The sequence below is a fragment of the Rhodococcus sp. 3258 genome, from assembly GCF_031456475.1.
Classification (GTDB): Bacteria; Actinomycetota; Actinomycetes; order Mycobacteriales; family Mycobacteriaceae; genus Rhodococcoides; species Rhodococcoides fascians.
Map to the genome: position 1 here is coordinate 344,964 of NZ_JAVDUT010000001.1, position 19,007 is coordinate 363,970.

A 19,007-nucleotide genomic window follows, 5' to 3' on the forward strand; every position below is an offset into this window, starting at 1 on the left:
TGAATGGTGCTCGGTGACGAAAGGAAATCGATGCCGAAACCGGCATCGGTGATGCCGGCGATCACGCCGCAGGCTGCGAGGCGATCACCGCGGAGATCCACGACGCGCCGGCCAGAAGTTCTGCCTCCGAGTTCGGCGGTCCGATGACCTGAATTCCGAGCGGCAGGCCCCTGCCATCGGTCAGGCCGGGAACGGTGACAACAGGCAGTCCCCAGGCTTGCCACGCCCGGCTCAGTACCGGATCCCCTGTCGCGGTGAGACCTTCGGGGGCAGCGCCCGGGGCCGCGGGCCCCACGATGACGTCGACGCTGTCGAAGAGACTCAGGATGTGCTCCCGCGTCTCGGCGACGGTGATGCACGCAGCGTGGTAGTCCGCGGTGGCGGTTGCTGCTCCGCGTTGCAACAGTGCCGTCAGCGGAGCGCTGAGTCGGTCGACATCGGCGAAGAGTGCGCTCCGTTCGCGTGCTGCCTCGTAGGACATGACCACGGCATGGGCAGCGGTGGCGAGCGAAACGGCATCACCCGCGGGGAATGCCGACTGTCCGGCTCCATCCGCTCGAATCCCACGACCGAGACGGGCGAGAGCATCTGCCATGTCGGGCTCGACGACGCCGAGTTCGCCTGCGTCCCAGAGCAGTACCCGTGGCGGCGCAGGCATACAACCCAGAACCACCTCCTGCCCGACGAATGCGGACCACGCGCATGCAAGGTCGCGTACCTGGGCGGCATAGAATCCGTGACTGTCGAGACTGGCCGCCAAGCCGGTCACGCCCTCGGTCGAATGCCGCCCCCGGGTCATGACCATCGACGCGACGCCGCAGTACGAGGCGGGTCGAGTCACCGATCCGGCGGTCTGAGAACCGACGGCCAAGGGCACCTGCCCCGACGCCACCGCGGCTGCCGAACCACTCGACGATCCCCCCGGGGTGCGCGACGGATCGGCAGGATTGCGAGTCGGTCCGGGGGCGAAGAATGCGAACTCGGTCGAGACGGTCTTGCCCGCGGGCACGGCACCTGCAGTGCGCCAGGCCTGCACTACAGCGGCATCGGCCTCGGCCGGCCCCCGCGCGGCATAGAGATACGTTCCGCATCTCGTCGGTAGTCCCGCGACGTCGACGATGTCTTTGACTCCCAACGGAATTCCGCCCAGCAGGCCGGGCGGATCCTCGAGCTCGACCGGAGGCGCGTGCACTACCCATGCCGCAAGATCATCTTCTGTGTCGTCGATGCGGCGCTGGGACCGCCGCCATGCATCCTCTACGGTGCTGCGTCCGGCCCGTAGGTCGGCCACGAGATCGGCCAGCGACCACGGCTCGTACAGGGGAGAGCCGATGCTCATCGGTCGCCCCACACTGCGTCGGCTGTCCAATAGTCCATTCCACCGGCACTGACGAAATGTCGCCACTCCGAGACGCGCCGCAGTGCTGGCTCGGCGCGCTCGGTCGCCCGATCTGCCGCATCCGGGCCATCGGCTCGGACCTGCCAATGCACCCAGTTCAGCTCGTTGCCCTCATGGTCGTGCATGAACAGGTCCACGTGTCGCCATCCGTACCCGTGAGTGTCGTTGTAGCACATCAGTGTCATGCGTTCGCGTGTGTCGTCCATACGTCGCTCTCCCGGATAGGTCCGGCTGCGCACTGCTCAGCAACCGAAGATCATGGGTCGACGCTACGAGCCGGGCGGTCGAACCGGAATGAAGAGTTCCTTGCCGACCCTGAAGATTTTCCCTACGCCGGTGGGCCGTGCTCGCCCGCAACAGCCGAGTCCCTATCGACCGTCGGGAGTACGAACCCGAACACCGAACCGCCCTCCGCGCCGGGGGTGTACCAGATGGAGCCGTGCTGCCTGGTGATGATCCGATAACTGAGTGCGAGACCGATCCCGCTGCCCGACTGCTTGGTGGTGAACGACTCCTCGAAAGGGTTGCGCTGCAGCCCTCTTCCTCGGTCTGTCACGGTGAAGGCACCACCGTCCTCGCGGTTCCCGGTGGACAGGGTGATCGTGCGGTCCGGGAGCGCGCACTGGGCCATTTCGTCGATCGCGTTGAAGCACAGATTGATGATGACCTGGCCGGTGAGTACGCGTTCGCAGCGCACCCGCACCGGATCGTCGGCGAGCTCGAAGTCGATTCGGACGGAATTCTGTTCCGCGCGGAGGCGAATGAAGTAGAGACATTCGGTGACGACGGTATTGAGATCTACCGTCTGATCGATCTGTTCGAGGTGTCCGACGAACGTCCTCAGTGTGGAGACGATCGTTGCTGCCCTTTCGATTTGCCGATGAGCCGATGTGAGACCGTACTCCACGCGCGCCGCGAGATGACCGTCGCCGGTCAGGATGGTCTCGACCCCCGCCAGAAAGTTGCCCGCCGCCGCGAGCGGCTGCCCCAACTCGTGTGCGATTGCCATGGCCATATCGCCCATGGCGTTGTACCGAGCCAGATAGTTCTCGCGCTGAAGTTCCAGCCCGCGCATCTCCTCGGTGCGCACGCGATCGGACACATCGTGCAGCAACATCAGATAGGCGCTGACCTCGTCCTCCTGCAGTCGCTCGACACTGCCGTCCAGCCACCGTGTTCTGCCCTCTGCGGCAAGCACTTCCAGACGGACCGAGGCCACCGGACTCGCGTCCCGTGCCAGGTCGCTCCAGGTGGATCGGCGACCGGCTACATGAAACGACGCGTACGAGGCGAGGGATCTGCCTGCCGGGGGTTCGACACTGGGATCGATACCCAGGTGTTCCATCGCGGTGTCGGTCGCGAATCCGATCGCGCCGGTCTCGTCGAGCACGAACGCGATCGTGGACGTATTCCTCGACAGTGCGTCGACGTACGTGGTGGTCAACCTCAACGCACGTTCGGTGCGCTGCTCGTTCTCGATGTCCCGGAACTGCACCATCACTGCGGGGCCCTGGCGCAATTCGATCCTGGTCGCAATGGCGTCGGTCGGGATGATACGGCCGGATTTCGACCGATAGTGCCACTCGATACGACTGCTGCCGCATTCGACGGCCTCGTGCAACCACGCTCGTCCGACCACTCGGTCGTACTGCTGCGCAGAACTACTCATGTCGTTCGCCTTGAGAGGACGCATTTCGTCGAGATCGAATTCCAGCATCGCGCAGGCGGCGGGATTGGCCCACAGGATGCTTTTGGTCGCCCCGTCGTGCACGAGCACACATACCTGCGCGGCATTCATCATCTCGACGAAATCGGCCGGCACCAATTCCGGAACACGTGAGTCCATGGACATCTTCACGAGCGTATGCGCGGTGAACCGAACGATGTGCGGAAGGTTCGAATCTCACACCTGGACTGAAGAAATTACCTATACGACTGATGGACGCACCCCCTGCCGACCGCACTCTTTACCGATATTGGCCGCACGTGACTCGCATTACGGTCGAACCAACGAACAGGCCACGAGGCACGAGGCACGAGGCCTTGCACAAGGAGACCGATCATGACCGTCACTCAGGACGCTCCACCCGACGCCGGAAGCACGGCCACTCTCGACGACGTGTTGGTCGAACTGGCTCAGCGGCGGACGGAGTTTCGCGATCAGCGTTTCGTCTCCCCCGACTTCGTGGCCCGCCTCAAGGAAATCGGCATATATCGGGCCGCCACCCCGAGATGCTTCGGCGGCGATCCGCAGGCCCCGGCGGACTTCCTGCGGACCATCGAGAAGATCTCCGTTGTCGACGGTTCGACCGGGTGGGTGGCGAGCTTCGGTTCTGCCTTGATCTACCTCGCTGCTCTACCGGTGGACACTCAGGCCGAGCTGTACGCCGAGGGACCGGATGTCGTGTTCGCGGGGGGTCTGTTTCCGGTACAGCCGGCGGCGACGACCGACCGGGGATTCCTGGTCGACGGGCGTTGGAAATTCGCAAGTGGTTCGATGGGTGCCGACATTCTGGGCGTCGGAATTCCCGGTGACGACTCGACCGGCGGAAAACCCCGAACGGCGTTGCTGCGCCCGAAGGACGTGGAGATCGTCCAGGAATGGGATGTCGTGGGTATGCGCGGCACCGGGTCGTTCGACCTCGTGGTGAACAAGGTCGAAGTAGCGCGGGAGTGGACCTTCATTCGCGGCGGCGCGGCGACCATCGACGAGCCTCTCTACCGCTACCCGACGATCGCCTACGCCGCACAGGTTCTCGCAGTGGTCGGTGCAGGCGTCGCCAGAAGCGCGCTCGACTACGCAGTGCAGGTCGGTGCCGGCAGGTCCGGCATCACCGGAGCCCCCAAGCTCGCAGACCGGCCCTACTACCGCATTGCCGTCGCCGAGGCGGAAGCCGCCTTGCGATCTGCGCGAGCGTACTTCTACGAGGTCACCGACGAGGTGTGGAGCGCGGTGCTGAACGGGCTCGAACCCACCGACGCTCAGAATGCTCACCTCCGTCTGGCATCGACCCACCTCGCCAAAATTTCGGCGGCGACTGCAGCGAAAGTCGTCGAAATCTCGGGCACCGGAGCCATTTACGCATCGCATCCGCTTCAGCAGTGGACCGGTGACGCACTCGTTCCTCAGCAGCACGCATTCCTGGGCCCAGCCGTTCTCGACGCCGCAGGCGCAGTGCTGATGGGCCTACCGCCCACCGTCCCCGGCTTCAAATGACCCTCGAAGGACAACACATGACCACTACTCCGCTTCGCGTTCTGTTCTGTATCGGCATCAACCAGAACTTCTTCGATCTCCCCGAGTCCGGAGTGACAGCCGGAGACGTCTGGACTGCGTTCGTCGCCCTGTCCGACGGCATCAAGGGTCTCGAGGGTGTCGACTTCATCGGCGATATCGACGACGACGCCACGATGGTCGGCCCCTCGGATTCCTGGCCGTGGACGTGCTACTTGCTCGCCGATGTCGACTCCCACGACACCGTCAAGCAGGCGTGCAACTTCTTGCGGACGATCGAAGTCGGATCCAGCGACTGGAAGCTGTGGAAGTACGTGAAGATCGAGGCCCGCATCGGCCGCGCACTCACGCCCCGCACGTACTGAACCACCGCGTACTCATGCTCCGCCGAACGACGCTGCACAGCTGCGTCGTTCGGTGGCCACCACTGACAACCTCGACAACGTGAGAGCTTTGGAGATATCGATGACCGTGCACGACACCGTAGAGACAACACCGAAGTCCCCGGCGTCCGATCTGGTGATGGGCGATCGTGTCGCGGGTCGGATCTACACCGACCCGGACGTGTTCGACGAGGAGATCACCAAGATCTTCGAGAGCACCTGGATCTGGGTCGCTCACGAATCGGAGCTCCCGAAGCCGGGCAGCTTCAAATCCACTCACGTCGGCCTGCAGCCGGTCATCGTGACCAAGAACCGCAAGGGACAGATCAACACACTGCTCAACCGCTGTCGGCATCGTGGTGCCAGCATCTGTGAGCAGAAGACCGGCGTCGCAAACGGTTTCACGTGTCCGTACCACGCCTGGTCGTACAGCCTCGACGGGCAGCTGCGCGGCATTCCGTACCCCGAGGGGTACGAGGGCGTCATCGAGAAGGGCGAACTCTCGCTCAGGAAACTGCGCACGGAGTCCTACGGCGGAATGGTGTTCGCCACGTTCGCCCAGGACATCGAATCCCTCGAAGACTTTCTCGGCGACGCCAAGCTGTGGATCGATCGATTCATGAAACAGGGCGGTGGCTACCCCATCAAGGTGCTGGGTACGCACCGATTCCGGTTCAACGGCAACTGGAAGATCCAGCTCGAGAACACCACGGACGGTTATCATTTCCCCATCGTTCATCGATCCTGGATGGCATCGGTCGACGCCGAGACGGCAGACATGATGTCGTTCATGACCAACCCGGAAGCCGTCACCCACGATCTCGGCAACGGTCACAGCGTCATGCAGATGGTGCCCGAGCACTCCGATCTCGATGCCGACGATGGATCCGAGCCGCTGCAGGCGCGTTTCGACGATCTCGTGGCCGAGCTGTCCGCTGCGGGTCTCGACGAGCCGGCGATCCGTAAAATCGTTCGCGCCATGCACGGCACCGGCTTCAACCTCAATCTCTTCCCGAACGTGTCGATGTCGGCTGCCTTCTTCCGTGTTCTCGAGCCGACCGCAGTCGACGCGACGACCATCGAGCATCTGGCAATCGGTCCCGACGGGCCGGCCGAGGTGGTGAATCCGGTCAACAGGGCGCGGTTACGAGTGCACGAACACTTCCAGGGTCCGTTCGGTTTCGGTACACCCGACGACGCAGAAGGATGGGATCGGGTGCAACGCGGCGCTCAGGGCGCTCCCGACATGCCCATTCTCGTCAATCGTGGTGCTGCTCGGGAGAAGCCGAGTGCCGAAGGATGGCCCACCTCGCACGTGACCGACGAAACCGGTATGCGCGCCGCCTACGCACAGTGGAAAGAGATGATGAGCCATGACTGATACCGCCGTGGAAACGCTGTCGATCGCAGACACCCGTGTGGTACGAGCCATCGAATTGATCTGGCGCGAGGCCGATCTGCTCGATCGCAAGCAATACGAGACGTGGAAGGGCCTGTATTCCGAGGACGGCCTGTACGTCGTCCCGATCGACTCGACCGGAGACGACTTCGACAATCGTCTCAACATGATCTACGACGACGCTCGGATGCGTGACATGCGGGTGGTGCGGATGACCGAGGGGTACGCGATCGCCGCCGTCGACGCTGCGATCACCACCCGAACCGTCTCCCGTTTCGTCGTCGAATCCTGTGCGGACGACACTGTTCACCTCAGGGCCGCACAGATCGTCGTCGCGTTCAAACGTGGGAAGCACGATCTGTGGGCCGGCGACGTGGAATACCGCATCCGACTGGGAGTCGACGGCGCAGCGGACCGGATCGCTCTCAAGGTGATTCGGCTCGTCGACAGCGAGGACGCCGTTCCCGCAGCCGGATTCCTGCTGTGAACGCGCCTGTTGCTGTCGTCACCGGCGGCGCGAGCGGGCTCGGCGAGCTCATTGTGCGCAAACTTCACTCCACCGGTCACCGAGTCGTTGTCGCAGACATCGACCTGGAGTCCGCGAATTCGTTGGCAGCCGAACTCGGCTCTGCCGACTCGGTCCGCAGCTACCAGGTGGATGTCGGTGACAGGTCTGCGATCGAGCGTCTTCTGTCCGCAGTGATCATCGACTTCGGATCGGTCGAGGTATTGGTCAACAACGCCGCCAAGACACAGGCACGTCCGCTGATGGACATCACGGCCGAAGAGCTGGACTCGGTCATGTCCGTCGGGTTCAAAGGCACCTTCACGGCCTGCCAGATATTCGGTGCTTACATGGCAGGCAACCGGTACGGCCGCATCGTGAACATGGCATCTTTGGCGGGACAGAACGGTGGAACGGCAACCGGTGGGCATTATGCGTCGGCCAAGGGCGCGGTGATGTCTTTGACGAAAGTCTTCGCCCGAGAGTTGGCACCCTCCGGAGTGACCGTCAACGCGGTCTCACCCGGGCCCCAGGATTCCCCCATCGTGCGGAAGATCGTCGGCGAGGCCAATATCGAGTCCTACGCACAGACCATCCCCGTCGGTCGTCTCGGCGACCCGGCATTCATCGCCGAAATGGTGTCTCTGCTCGCATCGCCGACCGCAGCGTCGGTCACGGGTGCTTGTTGGGATGCCAACGGCGGACTCTACATGCGTTAGGAAGACGCCGTGTCCAGTGTCAAAGTTGTCGTAGCGCAGATCGTCGACGAAACGCCGAACATTCGTTCCCTTCGTCTCGTGCGCGACGGAGGGGGCGCACTCGGCCCCTATCAGGCCGGTGCCCACATCGACGTGACAGGTCCGACGGGCGTACTGCGCCAGTACTCCCTGTGCGGTCCCCCTGCCGAACCCGATTCGTTGCTCATCGCGGTCAAACGCGAGCTGGAGTCCCGCGGCGGATCCGAAGCGTTGCACCGGATTCGGGAAGGCGACGTCATCGAGATCAGCGAACCGCGCAACATCCTCGGGGTGGCACCGAACGCCGACGCCCATGTGCTGATCGCGGCCGGTATCGGGGTCACTCCCCTGCTGAGCATGGCGTATCAACTGCACCACAGCAGTTCCGATTTTCAGCTCCACTACTTCTCGCACAGTCGGGAGCACACCGCGTTTCTCGAGTTGCTGGAGGATCGGGCCGAATTCCGTGACAGTGTCCATCTCCACATCGGTCTCTCCCGCACACAGCAAAAGGCTGTTCTCGACGGGTTGGCCGGCTCCGTGAGCGCTTCCTCGGCCGTCTACACCTGCGGTCCGGAAGGTTTCATGGAGACTGTGGTCTCGATCTTCACACCGACGGTGGGGCCGAACAACGTTCATATCGAACACTTCGTCGCCTCCGACATCGACACCTCTGGTGACACCGGGTTCACCGTCGAAATGGATACCGGTGAGTCCTTCGAGATACCTGCCGACCGATCGATTCTCTCCGTGCTGGAGGAGAACGGCATCGAGGTGTTCAAGTCGTGCGAGGAAGGTATTTGCGGCTCGTGTGTGTCCGGCCTCCTCGAGGGCGAACCCGAGCACCGAGACAACTGCCTGTCGGCTGCAGACAAGGCCGCGGGCAACCAGATCGCGCTCTGCGTCTCGCGTGCGAAATCGAGCAAGTTGGTCATCGAGCTGTATTGATCGCAGCTGAACGGCCCACTCCCCCCGCAATGTCGGCGGGGGGAGGCCAGTCGGTATCACCCGCTTCCGCGCGAGGTCCGCACCATGCCCGGCACGCGCTACTGCTGCGCCCGCTCGTACACAGCGGTACCGCCGACTACGGTGCGCAGCACTGCCATTGCGGGTATGTCATGAGGGTCGACGGTGAGGAGATCACCCTCGATGACGGTCAGGTCGGCAACCTTGCCCACCTCGATCGATCCCTTCCAGTCCTCGGCGAAGTCCTGCCACGCCGCGTCGATCGTGTAGGTGCGGAGCGCCTGCTCCAACGAGATCGTCTGGTCCGGGCCGCTGACGGCCCGAGAGGCTTTGCTCTCGCGAAGAATCATCGTCGACAGCCCCTGTCGCCAACTGGGCATCGTGACAGGGGCATCCGAACTACTCATCAGTCGAACCCCTGAGTCCACGGCACTTCGATAGGGGAATTCGTATGCTGCCCTCTCGGTTCCGACGAACTCCGGCTCGAGATCAGCGATGGTCCATTTGATCGTCGGATTCATGTTGACGCCGATTCCTGCCTCGGCCAGCCTGTCCAGCGTTTCTCGAGAAATGAAGTCGCCGTGAATCAAGTAGTGCCTCGGATCGGGTCGCGGGTGATCACGCTGTGCTGCGATCAGTGCGGCCGCCACCGTGTCGATCGCTCGGTCACCGGTGACGTGCACGCCTACCTGGTAGCCCTCGATATGGCCTCGTCGAACCATCTCGGTCACTTCTTCGACGCGGCGTTCGTCGGTTTCACCACCGACACAGAGCGATCCGCAGCCGCCACCCACATACTCCTCGTGCATCCACGACGTCTTGCTCAGCGGTATCCCATCGGCGAACACCTTGACGCCGAGCACCCGGAACATACGCGAGTCCGGGCCGGCCGGTGGTTCGATACCAGCCAGATTTTCTGCGAATTCCTCTGCCGTACCACTCATTCCGCACGGCAGCAGCAGTACGGATACGCGAATTCCGAGTTCGTCGGCGGCCGCCAGCTTCGCGTACGTGGCAAGGCCCCCACTGCCCATCGCACCTCCCGCGAGCGATTCTCCGCCGGGCCCCAGGGCCGGATCGGTGAAACTCGTGATGCCCTCGCGCTGCAGTGAGGCGATTGCCGATCGTGCGGCTTTCTCGCGTCGTGCGTCGTCGAGAAGTGGGAGGCCTGCCTGCACCAGAGACTGCGCCCCCTCCATGAATATGCCGGTGAGCTCTCCCTCGGCGTTCCTCACCGCGCGGCCGCCCTCGGGAACAACGGTGTTCTCGTCGACGCCCACGAGCCGTAGCGCAGCCGAGTTGACCCAGGACGTGTGCCGAGAGAAGTCCTGTAGGAACACCGGGTTGTGCGCAGACACCGCATCGAGATCCCAACGGGTCGGCGATCGCCCTGCCTCTCCGCGGCACTCATCGAGATATCCTTCGTCCCAGCCGGTTCCGATGATCCATTCACCTTCGGGCGCGGCGTCGACGGCTGCCTTCACAGCTGCGACGACATCCGCGATCGACTGCACCGTCGGGTACGTCACGTCCAGGGACAACGGCGGAGTATCCAAGCCGAAGGCAATCCCGTGTAGGTGAGAGTCGTTGATTCCCGGTAGGACGGTGTTGCCCGCGAGATCGATCACCACGGTGTCGGGCCCGATGTGCGCCGCAACGTCGTCGTCGATGCCGACAGCGGTGATGACATCACCGGTGACTGCGACGAACGACGCAATACCGAAAGCGGCGTCCATCGTGAAGATACGGCCGTTGATGTAGACAGAATCGGCGTACGTCATGACATTCCTCTGTTTCGGTGGCCGGATCCGGCCACTGTGATCGTGTTCAGGACGCACGAGCCGCGCCTGCCGCAATCCGATTGCGCTCCAACCGAACCGGCGCAGTCTCGGGCAGAATCCACAGGCAGGTCAGTGAGATGATGCAGGCACCGGCAAGGTAGTAGCCGATGTTCGAGGCATCACCGGTGAATGCGACGATCCGGTTCGCGATCAGGGGTGCAATGCCGCCGCCCAGCACCGCCCCGACATGGAACGCGATGCCCATCCCGGTCTGGCGTTGTTCCTTCGGGAACAGCTCGGTGAAGTACGTGTACATCGGGCCGAACAGGAACCCGGTGGCGGTGAACCCGATCATCAAACCGAGCACAACCGAGGTGACGGTGCCCCATTGGGCCATGTGGAAGATGGTGAGCACCGCCGCGATAGTGGCCAGCGCACCGCCCATCATCACCGGTCGGCGTCCGATCCGATCGGACAGCAGTGATGCAAGCACCACCGCCGCGCCGTGCAGTACCAACGCGGCGATACTGCCGTACACGATGTCGGTACGTGGAAGACCGAGCCCCTCCGGAGCTTCGGCCGTGGCGTACGACAGCATGAAGATCGCGAGCACGAAGGTCGTGGAGTTCAGTCCGACGTTGACCCCCGCCGCAAGCACGAGGCGACGCCAACTGCTCTTCACGACGGTCTTGAACGGCATCTGCGCCCGCACGGCCTCTTCCCCGCGCTCGGCCACCATCTGTCGGAACACCGGACTCTCGTGAACGCCCTTGCGAACCCACAGTCCCAACACCAGAACCAGACCGCCGAAGAGGAACGGCAGGCGCCACGCCCACTCCTGCACCGTCTCTGCCGGCAACAGCAGAACCAATGCAAACGACGCATTCGCGAGGATCGTGCCGATCGGGGACCCCAGAGCGGTGAAGACTCCGTAGCGTGCTCTTCGGTCGTCCGGGGCATGCTCGATGGCCAGCACGGCAGCGCCACCGGTCTCACCACCACGGCACAGTCCGTGAACGAGCCTGAGTAGAACCAGACAGACCGGGGCCGCGACGCCCACCTGTGCGTAGGTGGGGAGCACGCCGATGATCAGGGTGGCCGCACCCATCCCGAGAAACGTCAACTGCAGGGCGCGGCGGCGACCGTAGGTGTCACCGACCCAGCCGAAGAGCACGGCCCCGAGCGGGGCCATCAAGAATCCGATGCCGAATGTGGCCAGACCCATGAATGTGCCGAACCATGCATTACCCGTGCGGAAGAACGTATCGGTGAACACGAGTGCTGTAGCGGTTCCGTAAATAGCGAAATCGTAGAATTCCAGTGACGTTCCGACGCCGCTGGCGAATGCAATTCTTCCCAGACTCGAACGCTTCGGCGGTGACTCGGCTTCGGTTGCAACTATCTTCTCGGACATCGGTATCGATCCTGTTCGGTTGGACGACCGCCGGACTGGAGAGTGATTCTCGCGGCGTTGTAGAGAACACTGTCGACCATCCCAAGAAGAATTTCAGCGCAACCGGGCCTGAATAAAGGTTCCCCTAGGCGGGCGACTCCACATCCCTATTGACATTTCGACTTCGATGCATCAGGGCTTCAACAACACCGACGAGCTGGGGAACGCTTCCGCGAAATGGTTCGGTAGCGGTGCCACGAACACGTTTTCGGTGCGAGTTCTGGAAATGAGCCACCGGCCTTCGACCTTACGGAAGGCGTTGTTGAGGCGGCTCGAACGCAACAGGCTCCTGCCGTCGGAGAACAGCCAGGGCTGCATGTGAATCCACTGGCCCTCGGCCGTATCGCCGTCGACGTGTATCTGTTCCGAGGTGAGGTAGTGGGCGTTGAGCAACAACGCAGGATCGGTCTTTTCACCCCAGAAGCGGTTGAAGTGCGCCCGAATGGCTTCCTTGCCTTCGGCGCGGCCGAATTGGCCGTCGTAATACTCGCCCACGCCTTCCCAGACCGCGTCCTCGGTGTACAGGTCCAGCACCAGCTCGATTCGGCGAGCGTCGTCGTCCACGCCGAATTCGGGACACGGAGTGTCGCACAGAAACATGTAGCGAGCTTGGATGCGTCGAATGTCTGCCTCGGACTCGAGCACCTCGAGTCGGGCGGTGAGTTGAGCAATGGTTGTGTCGGTCATTCGATCTCCTCGGTAAACACCACGATCACGGACGGGTACGACTCGACGCTATGTCGACTCCGAAATCGGCGATATACGCAAATCCTTCAGCGTTGTCGGGCTCGTCCGTCACCCCCTGCGCTCCACCGCCTTTCGACCGCACACGAGAACGGCCGCCCTCGCATCCACCGGAGCGAGGGCGGCCGTAGTTACGCCGCGGTGTCAGCCGGCGATCATGCCGTGCGGGTCGATGACGAATTTCTGTGCGACTCCGCTGTCGAATTCACGGTAGCCGCGGGGGGCGTCGTCGAGAGTGATGACCGTTGCGTTCACCGCTTTCGCAATCGACACTCGTTCTTTGAGAATGGCATTCATCAGTTCCCGGTGGTAGCTCATCACCGGGCACTGCCCGGTGGCGAACGAGAGCGACTTCGCCCAACCGGTGCCGAGACTGAGCGAGAGAGCACCACGCTGTGCGGCCTCGTCCACGCCGCCCGGATCGCCGGTGACGTAGAGCCCGGGAATTCCGATGCCACCGCCCGCGGTGGTGATGTCCATCAGCGAATTGAGCACCGTGGCCGGTGCTTCGTGGGACGAGTCTCCGCCGTGGCCGCGAGCCTCGAATCCCACCGCGTCCACCGCAGCGTCGACCTCCGGGACACCGAGGATCTGTTCGATCTGATCTTGCGGCGCGCCCTTGCCCACGTCGACGGTCTCGCAGCCGAACGTTCGTGCCTGCGCCAGCCTGTCGGCGTTCATGTCGCCGACGATCACCACCGACGCGCCCAGCAATTGTGCGCCGACCGCGGCCGCCAGACCGACCGGGCCCGCACCCGCGATGTACACCGTCGCACCGGGTTTCACTCCCGCGGTGACCGCGCCGTGATATCCGGTCGGGAAGATGTCGGAGAGCATGGTCAAGTCCAGGATCTTTTCCATCGCCTGATCGCGGTCGGGGAACTTCAGCAGGTTGAAGTCCGCGTACGGTGCCATGACGTATTCGGCCTGGCCGCCCACCCATCCGCCCATGTCCACGTAACCGAACGCAGAACCGGGTCGATCCGGGTTGACGTTGAGGCAGATACCGGTCTTGCGCTCCTTGCAGTTTCGACACCGTCCGCAGGCGATGTTGAACGGTACCGAGCAGATGTCGCCGACCTTCAAGAATTCGACGTCTCGTCCGACCTCGACGATCTCGCCGGTGATCTCGTGGCCCAACACCAGACCCTCGGGTGCCGTCGTGCGTCCACGGACCATGTGCTGGTCGCTGCCGCAGATGTTGGTCGAGACGACCTTCAGGATCACGCCGTGTTCGCATTTGCGGCCGACATTGGCCGGATTCACGCCGGGGCCATCGGTCAATTCCAGGCCCGGAAAAGCGATGTCCTGAACCTCTACTTTTCCTGGTCCGGCGTACGTCACTGCTCTGTTGTCTGCCACGATTTCTCCTGTTCGACGGTGTCCGGCTGCGTTCGACAGACCGAGATCGCCTGCGCGATAGCTCTTTTCATCTCATCGAGACGATCAACGCGCAGTGATGTGGCCTGCATCACACCATAGTATGCGCACCTACGAATACACGGTGCGTCGCCCGCCGCACGAAGCAATCCGGGGACCGATCTCACTCCCCGGAGCTATCGTCGACCGGTGCCCACCGACGACGATCACAACGAGACCATCACCATCGGACGTTCGCCCGGGGTGGAGGTCGAGGTACTCCCCTACGGCGCGACCCTGCAACGAATGTCGGTGACCGGAGGAGACGGCGAGCGCCGCGACGTTCTCGTCGGCGTGGCGGGCGAGCGTGAGCTTCGTTCGTCCACTGCCTATTTCGGCTCTACCGTCGGCCGGTACGCGAACCGGATCAAGGACGGCCGGTTCGAGATCGATGGGCAGGCGGTGCAACTGACGATCAACGACGGCACCAACCACCTGCACGGCGGAACCGACGGCTTCGACTCACGACACTGGACCGTGGTCGGCCGATCGCCGGATTCGGTCGAGTTCGAGTTGATCAGCCCCGACGGCGATCAGGGCTACCCGGGCGAAGTCCGTGCGCGGGCCCAGTTCTCCGTCACGACCGATCGCGTGCGGCTGGAGTCGACGGCAACGACCACCGCGCCGACGGTGGTGAACCTGACGTCGCACGCGTATTTCGATCTCGATGGCCATGGCATCGACGATCACACCCTGCAGGTGTTCGCCTCGACGTACACCCCGGTCGACACCGAGGGAATCCCGACCGGTGCCATCGAATCCGTCGACGGCACCGCGCTGGATCTGCGCACGCCCGGACGAGTCGGAGACCTGGCCCGAGCCACTCATCCGCAGTTGCTGACCGCCCGGGGTGTGGACCACAACTTCGTCGTCGACGGTACGGGGCATCGGCGTGCGGCGATCCTGAGCTCCGAGCGCAGTCGAACGGCACTGGAATTGTGGACCGATCAGCCCGGCGTGCAGGTGTACACAGGCAACTTCCTGAACGGCAGCGATGTGTCCCGACGCGGCTCGATGCTGCGCCAAGGCGACGGCATCGCACTCGAACCCCAGCTGTTCCCCGATTCACCGAATCACCCGAACTTTCCCTCTGCGGTGCTGCGACCGGGCCAGACGTACCGGTCCGTGATCGAGTGGAGATTTTCTGCACTTCACGCTTGAGTGAACGCTCACAAATTTTTGGAATTCAAACGTTTCAAGTCTTGACGCGGCCCGATGTTAACGCTCACACTGTGTTGCACACGTCACAGTGGAGTGGCGACATTGAGGAGATCACCATGGCGTCGAAGACAATTTTTGCGGCGAGCGCGCTCATTCTGAGTGGTGCGATCGTCCTGAGTGCGTGCAGTAGCGGAGGCGGCGGCGACGCGTCCGGCGGCGGTGACGGCGCAACGGTGCTGGGCTTTTCCCAGGTCGGTGCCGAGAGCGGATGGCGCACGGCCAACACCATCTCCATCCAGGACGCGGCCAGCGCTGCCGGCATGGAGTTGAAGTTCTCCGACGCGCAGCAGAAGCAGGAAAACCAGATCAAGGCGATTCGCACCTACATCCAGCAGAAGGTCGACGTCATCGCTTTCAGCCCCGTCGTCGAGACGGGATGGGAGCCGGTCCTCCAGGAAGCCAAGCGCGCGAACATCCCGGTGATCCTCACCGACCGCTCCGTCGACACCACCGACGATTCGCTGTATGCCACGTTCCTCGGCTCCGATTTCGTCGAGGAGGGCAAGAAGGCAGGCGATTGGCTGGTGCAGAACAGCGCCTCTGCGGACACCACCGGCGACGGCAAGATCAACGTGGTCGAGCTGCAGGGAACCACCGGAGCCGCTCCCGCCATCGACCGGGCCGAGGGATTCCGCGACGCTATCGGCGGCCAGTCGAACATCGCGATCACCGCGTCACAGACCGGCGATTTCACCCGTGACGGCGGCAAGCAGGTGATGGAGTCGTTCCTCAACTCCAATCGAGGCCAGATCGACGTCGTCTTCGCCCAGAACGACGACATGGGCCTGGGCGCAATCCAAGCCATCGAAGCAGCCGGGCTGGTACCCGGAAAAGACATCAAGATCATCACCGTCGACGCCGTCAAGGACGGAATGCAAGCACTGGCGGACAAGAAGATCGACTTCATCGTCGAGTGCAACCCACTTCTCGGACCGCAACTGATGGAGCTCACGGACAAGGTCGTCAAGGGCGAGGACGTTCCCAAGAGGGTCGTCACCGAGGAGACCACCTTCACGCCCGACCAGGCGGCAGCAGTACTCGCCGACCGCCAGTACTGAAAGTCGACGCATGCATACCGACACCGTTCCCACCGCGGAGCCGATCACCAGCACAGAGCCGACTCCGCTCGTGGAGATGAAAGACATCTCGATCACCTTCGGTGCCGTCCGAGCCCTCGACGGGGTGTCGTTGCGGCTCTTCCCCGGCGAGGTGCATTCGCTGATGGGTGAGAACGGTGCCGGTAAATCGACGTTGATCAAGGCACTGACCGGGGTCTACTCGATCGACAGCGGAACGGTCACGATCGACGGAACCGAACACGAGTTCGCGACGCCGAGCGCGGCCCAGGCTGCAGGTATCAGCACCGTCTACCAGGAAGTGAACCTACTTCCGAATCTGACTGTCGCAGAGAACATGCTCCTGGGCCGCGAGCCCCGACGCCTACCCGGAAAACTGTTGGGGGCCATCGGCGGTATCGACACGCGAGCGATGAACCGCCGTGCCAGAACGACTCTCGACCGGCTGGGCCTCGACATCGAGCCGTCGTCGGTCCTCGGGGACCATCCGATCGCCGTGCAACAGCTCGTCGCCATCGCCCGCGCAGTCGATGTCGACGCCCGCGTCCTCATCCTGGACGAGCCGACCTCGAGCCTGGACAAGGACGAGGTCGAAACCCTGTACTCCGTCATCGAACGGCTGAGGGAAGACGGAACCTCGATCGTCTTCGTGTCGCACTTCCTCGACCAGATCTATCGGATCTCCGACCGAATGACGATCCTGCGCAACGGAAAGCTCGTCTCCGAGCGCCTGGTCGCCGACACTCCGCAGTTCGAGCTGGTCGAGTTGATGATCGGTCGGGAACTGGACACCTTGCGCGAACTCGACAGCCGCGAGCCGGTGATGGTTTCCGACGAACAGACGCCCGTCGTGGAAGTGTTGGGCATCGGACGCAAGGGCGCACTGGAAGCAACCGATCTGCGTCTTCATGCGGGACAGGTCGTCGGCATCGCCGGTCTGCTCGGGTCCGGCCGTACCGAGCTTGCTCGCCTGCTCGGTGGAGCCGATCGATCGGACTCCGGATCGATCGAAGTGCATGCGACCAAGCACCGCATTCGCAGTCCACGCCAGGCCGCCGATCAGCGCATCGCCCTCACCAGCGAGGATCGCAAGGCCGACGGTGTGGTGGCCGATCTGACGGTGGCCGACAACATGCTGCTCGCTCTGCAGGCCAAGCGTGGATGGCTTCGTCCCATCCCCCGTGCCACCCGCACCAAGCTCGTCAAGGAATACATCTCTGCACTCGACATCAGGCCCGCCGATCCGAACGCGTTGATGCGCAACCTGTCCGGCGGCAACCAACAGAAAGTGCTCCTCGCCCGCTGGCTCATCACCGAACCCGAACTTCTGATTCTGGACGAACCGACACGCGGAATCGACATCGGTGCCAAAGCGCAGATCCAAACCCTGGTGGCCGACCTGGCCGCGCGCGGAATGTCGGTGGTGTTCATCTCCGCCGAGCTCGAAGAGATCCTGCGCCTCAGTGACCGCATCGTGGTCATGCGAGATCACCGCAAGATCGACGAACGTATCAACGACGGTGTGTCGGTCGGCGACGTGCTCGCCACCATCGCAGCCGGGGTGCGCACCGACGAACCCGTCGCGGCCGCCACTTCGACCACCGACAGGAATGTCGCATCATGACCGAAACCCTCGAACCATCGGCCGGCGCGCCCGCTCGCGCACGTGCCGCCCTCGCCCAGCCGGTCGTCTGGCCGCTGCTGGCTCTGATAGCTCTGATCGTCGTCAATGTCGTTGTGACACCGGACTTCCTCGACATTCGAATCGAGAACGGTGGCCTGTTCGGAAACATCGTCGATATCGCACGCAACTCCGCGCCGCTCATTCTGGTGGCCGTCGGCATGACGCTGGTGGTGGCAACCCGCGGCATCGACCTCTCCGTGGGCGCAGTGGCAGTCATCGCTGCCGCCGTTGCGTGTACTCGCATCGTCGCGGCACCGGACGAGGGTGCCACCACGACGATGATCATGGCTGTTGTCTGGGCACTGGGAGCATGTCTGCTGCTGGGTCTGTGGAACGGCCTTCTGGTGTCGGTCTTCGGAATTCAACCCATCATCGCGACGCTCATTCTGATGGTCGCCGGACGTGGCCTGGCCATGTTGATCACCGACGGAAACATCACGACAGTCAACAACCCGGCCTTCAGCACGCTCGCGTCGGGCACGCTTCTCGGACTTCCACTGGCACTGATCATCGCTCTCGTGGTCGTGGCGGCAACCGCACTGTTGACCCGGCGGACTGCACTGGGGATGCTCGTCGAAGCCGTCGGAATCAACCCGGAGGCAAGCAGATTGGCCGGTGTCCAGTCGCGGACGATCGTCTGGACGGTCTACGTGTTCGCCGCGGTGTGCTCGGGAATGGCCGGTCTGATCATCGCTGCGAACACCAACTCGGTGAACGCGAACAGTCTGGGCCAGTGGATCGAGCTCGACGCGATCCTCGCTGTCGTCATCGGCGGTACTGCTCTGACCGGTGGTCGATTCTCCATCGCCGGCACCGTCGTCGGTGCCCTGCTCATCGGCACGCTCACGCGCACCATCACCAATGTCGGTATCCCCTCCGAGGCCAACTACCTGTTCAAAGCGGTCGTCATCATCGTGGTCTGCCTGTTGCAATCACCACGAGCCCGCGCATCACTGCGGACGTGGTTCCGCACCGACTCCACCAAGGCGGTACGACCGTGAGCGA

Annotated in this window: 17 protein-coding genes; 10 read left to right on the forward strand and 7 right to left on the reverse strand. The window is 63.2% G+C overall.

Features of this window, described 5'->3' with window-relative positions; translation table 11 throughout:
* Window positions 1-61 precede the first annotated feature (61 nt).
* The 3 genes from J2X62_RS01535 to J2X62_RS01545 all read right to left on the reverse strand — a co-directional run bounded on the left by J2X62_RS01535 (window position 62) and on the right by J2X62_RS01545 (window position 3,251).
* Entirely contained in the window at window positions 62-1,339 is a 1,278-nt protein-coding gene (locus tag J2X62_RS01535) for an amidase (RefSeq protein WP_310176658.1), read from the reverse strand.
* Complete coding sequence (locus tag J2X62_RS01540) at window positions 1,336-1,605, reverse strand: hypothetical protein (RefSeq protein WP_230074066.1); 270 nt, start codon at window positions 1,603-1,605, stop codon at window positions 1,336-1,338. The genes J2X62_RS01535 and J2X62_RS01540 overlap by 4 nt, the downstream gene beginning before the upstream one ends.
* 122 nt (window positions 1,606-1,727) lie before the next feature.
* On the reverse strand, window positions 1,728-3,251 hold the full coding sequence (locus tag J2X62_RS01545) for a PAS domain-containing sensor histidine kinase (protein WP_032393397.1): 1,524 nt from the start codon (window positions 3,249-3,251) through the stop codon (window positions 1,728-1,730).
* A gap of 210 nt (window positions 3,252-3,461) precedes the next feature.
* Here J2X62_RS01545 and J2X62_RS01550 point away from each other — a divergent pair, with 210 nt between their 5' ends.
* The 6 genes from J2X62_RS01550 to J2X62_RS01575 all read left to right on the forward strand — a co-directional run bounded on the left by J2X62_RS01550 (window position 3,462) and on the right by J2X62_RS01575 (window position 8,606).
* Entirely contained in the window at window positions 3,462-4,616 is a 1,155-nt protein-coding gene (locus tag J2X62_RS01550; RefSeq protein ID WP_057473888.1) for an acyl-CoA dehydrogenase family protein, read from the forward strand.
* Window positions 4,617-4,633: 17 nt separating this feature from the next.
* A complete protein-coding gene (locus tag J2X62_RS01555; RefSeq protein ID WP_032385555.1) occupies window positions 4,634-4,999 on the forward strand; it encodes a hypothetical protein in 366 nt (121 codons plus the stop codon).
* A 100-nt stretch (window positions 5,000-5,099) separates the two neighbouring features.
* Window positions 5,100-6,398: a Rieske 2Fe-2S domain-containing protein gene (locus J2X62_RS01560; RefSeq protein WP_032385767.1), complete on the forward strand. Its 1,299-nt coding sequence runs from the start codon at window positions 5,100-5,102 to the stop codon at window positions 6,396-6,398.
* The gene (locus J2X62_RS01565) at window positions 6,391-6,903 is read left to right on the forward strand and encodes an aromatic-ring-hydroxylating dioxygenase subunit beta (protein ID WP_032393265.1); all 513 of its coding nucleotides are present in this window, start codon (window positions 6,391-6,393) and stop codon (window positions 6,901-6,903) included. Before J2X62_RS01560 ends, J2X62_RS01565 begins: the two co-directional genes overlap by 8 nt.
* Window positions 6,900-7,640, forward strand: coding sequence for an SDR family NAD(P)-dependent oxidoreductase (locus tag J2X62_RS01570; protein WP_032393264.1), 741 nt, complete (start codon window positions 6,900-6,902; stop codon window positions 7,638-7,640). Before J2X62_RS01565 ends, J2X62_RS01570 begins: the two co-directional genes overlap by 4 nt.
* A 9-nt stretch (window positions 7,641-7,649) precedes the next feature.
* Complete coding sequence (locus J2X62_RS01575; protein WP_032393263.1) at window positions 7,650-8,606, forward strand: PDR/VanB family oxidoreductase; 957 nt, start codon at window positions 7,650-7,652, stop codon at window positions 8,604-8,606.
* A 98-nt stretch (window positions 8,607-8,704) separates the two neighbouring features.
* Here J2X62_RS01575 and J2X62_RS01580 read toward each other — a convergent pair whose 3' ends face one another.
* The 4 genes from J2X62_RS01580 to fdhA all read right to left on the reverse strand — a co-directional run bounded on the left by J2X62_RS01580 (window position 8,705) and on the right by fdhA (window position 13,964).
* Entirely contained in the window at window positions 8,705-10,405 is a 1,701-nt protein-coding gene (locus tag J2X62_RS01580) for an amidohydrolase (protein WP_032393262.1), read from the reverse strand.
* Window positions 10,406-10,451: 46 nt separating this feature from the next.
* Entirely contained in the window at window positions 10,452-11,819 is a 1,368-nt protein-coding gene (locus J2X62_RS01585) for an MFS transporter (protein WP_032393261.1), read from the reverse strand.
* A gap of 171 nt (window positions 11,820-11,990) precedes the next feature.
* Window positions 11,991-12,545, reverse strand: a complete 555-nt coding sequence (locus tag J2X62_RS01590) for a nuclear transport factor 2 family protein (RefSeq protein WP_032393260.1) — start codon at window positions 12,543-12,545, stop codon at window positions 11,991-11,993.
* 201 nt (window positions 12,546-12,746) lie between these two features.
* Complete coding sequence (gene fdhA / locus J2X62_RS01595) at window positions 12,747-13,964, reverse strand: formaldehyde dehydrogenase, glutathione-independent (RefSeq protein WP_032385562.1); 1,218 nt, start codon at window positions 13,962-13,964, stop codon at window positions 12,747-12,749.
* Window positions 13,965-14,171: 207 nt separating this feature from the next.
* Between fdhA and J2X62_RS01600 the strand changes: the two genes are divergently transcribed.
* From J2X62_RS01600 to J2X62_RS01615, 4 genes are all read left to right on the forward strand, one after another.
* Window positions 14,172-15,182 carry an aldose epimerase family protein gene (locus tag J2X62_RS01600; protein ID WP_052718703.1) on the forward strand — a complete coding sequence of 337 codons (1,011 nt, stop codon included), beginning with the start codon at window positions 14,172-14,174 and terminating at the stop codon, window positions 15,180-15,182.
* A 116-nt stretch (window positions 15,183-15,298) separates the two neighbouring features.
* Window positions 15,299-16,300 carry an ABC transporter substrate-binding protein gene (locus J2X62_RS01605; RefSeq protein WP_045842118.1) on the forward strand — a complete coding sequence of 334 codons (1,002 nt, stop codon included), beginning with the start codon at window positions 15,299-15,301 and terminating at the stop codon, window positions 16,298-16,300.
* Between the two features lie 10 nt (window positions 16,301-16,310).
* Complete coding sequence (locus J2X62_RS01610; RefSeq protein ID WP_052056750.1) at window positions 16,311-17,942, forward strand: sugar ABC transporter ATP-binding protein; 1,632 nt, start codon at window positions 16,311-16,313, stop codon at window positions 17,940-17,942.
* On the forward strand, window positions 17,939-19,003 hold the full coding sequence (locus J2X62_RS01615) for an ABC transporter permease (RefSeq protein WP_080729054.1): 1,065 nt from the start codon (window positions 17,939-17,941) through the stop codon (window positions 19,001-19,003). The genes J2X62_RS01610 and J2X62_RS01615 overlap by 4 nt, the downstream gene beginning before the upstream one ends.
* Window positions 19,004-19,007: the final 4 nt, after the last annotated feature.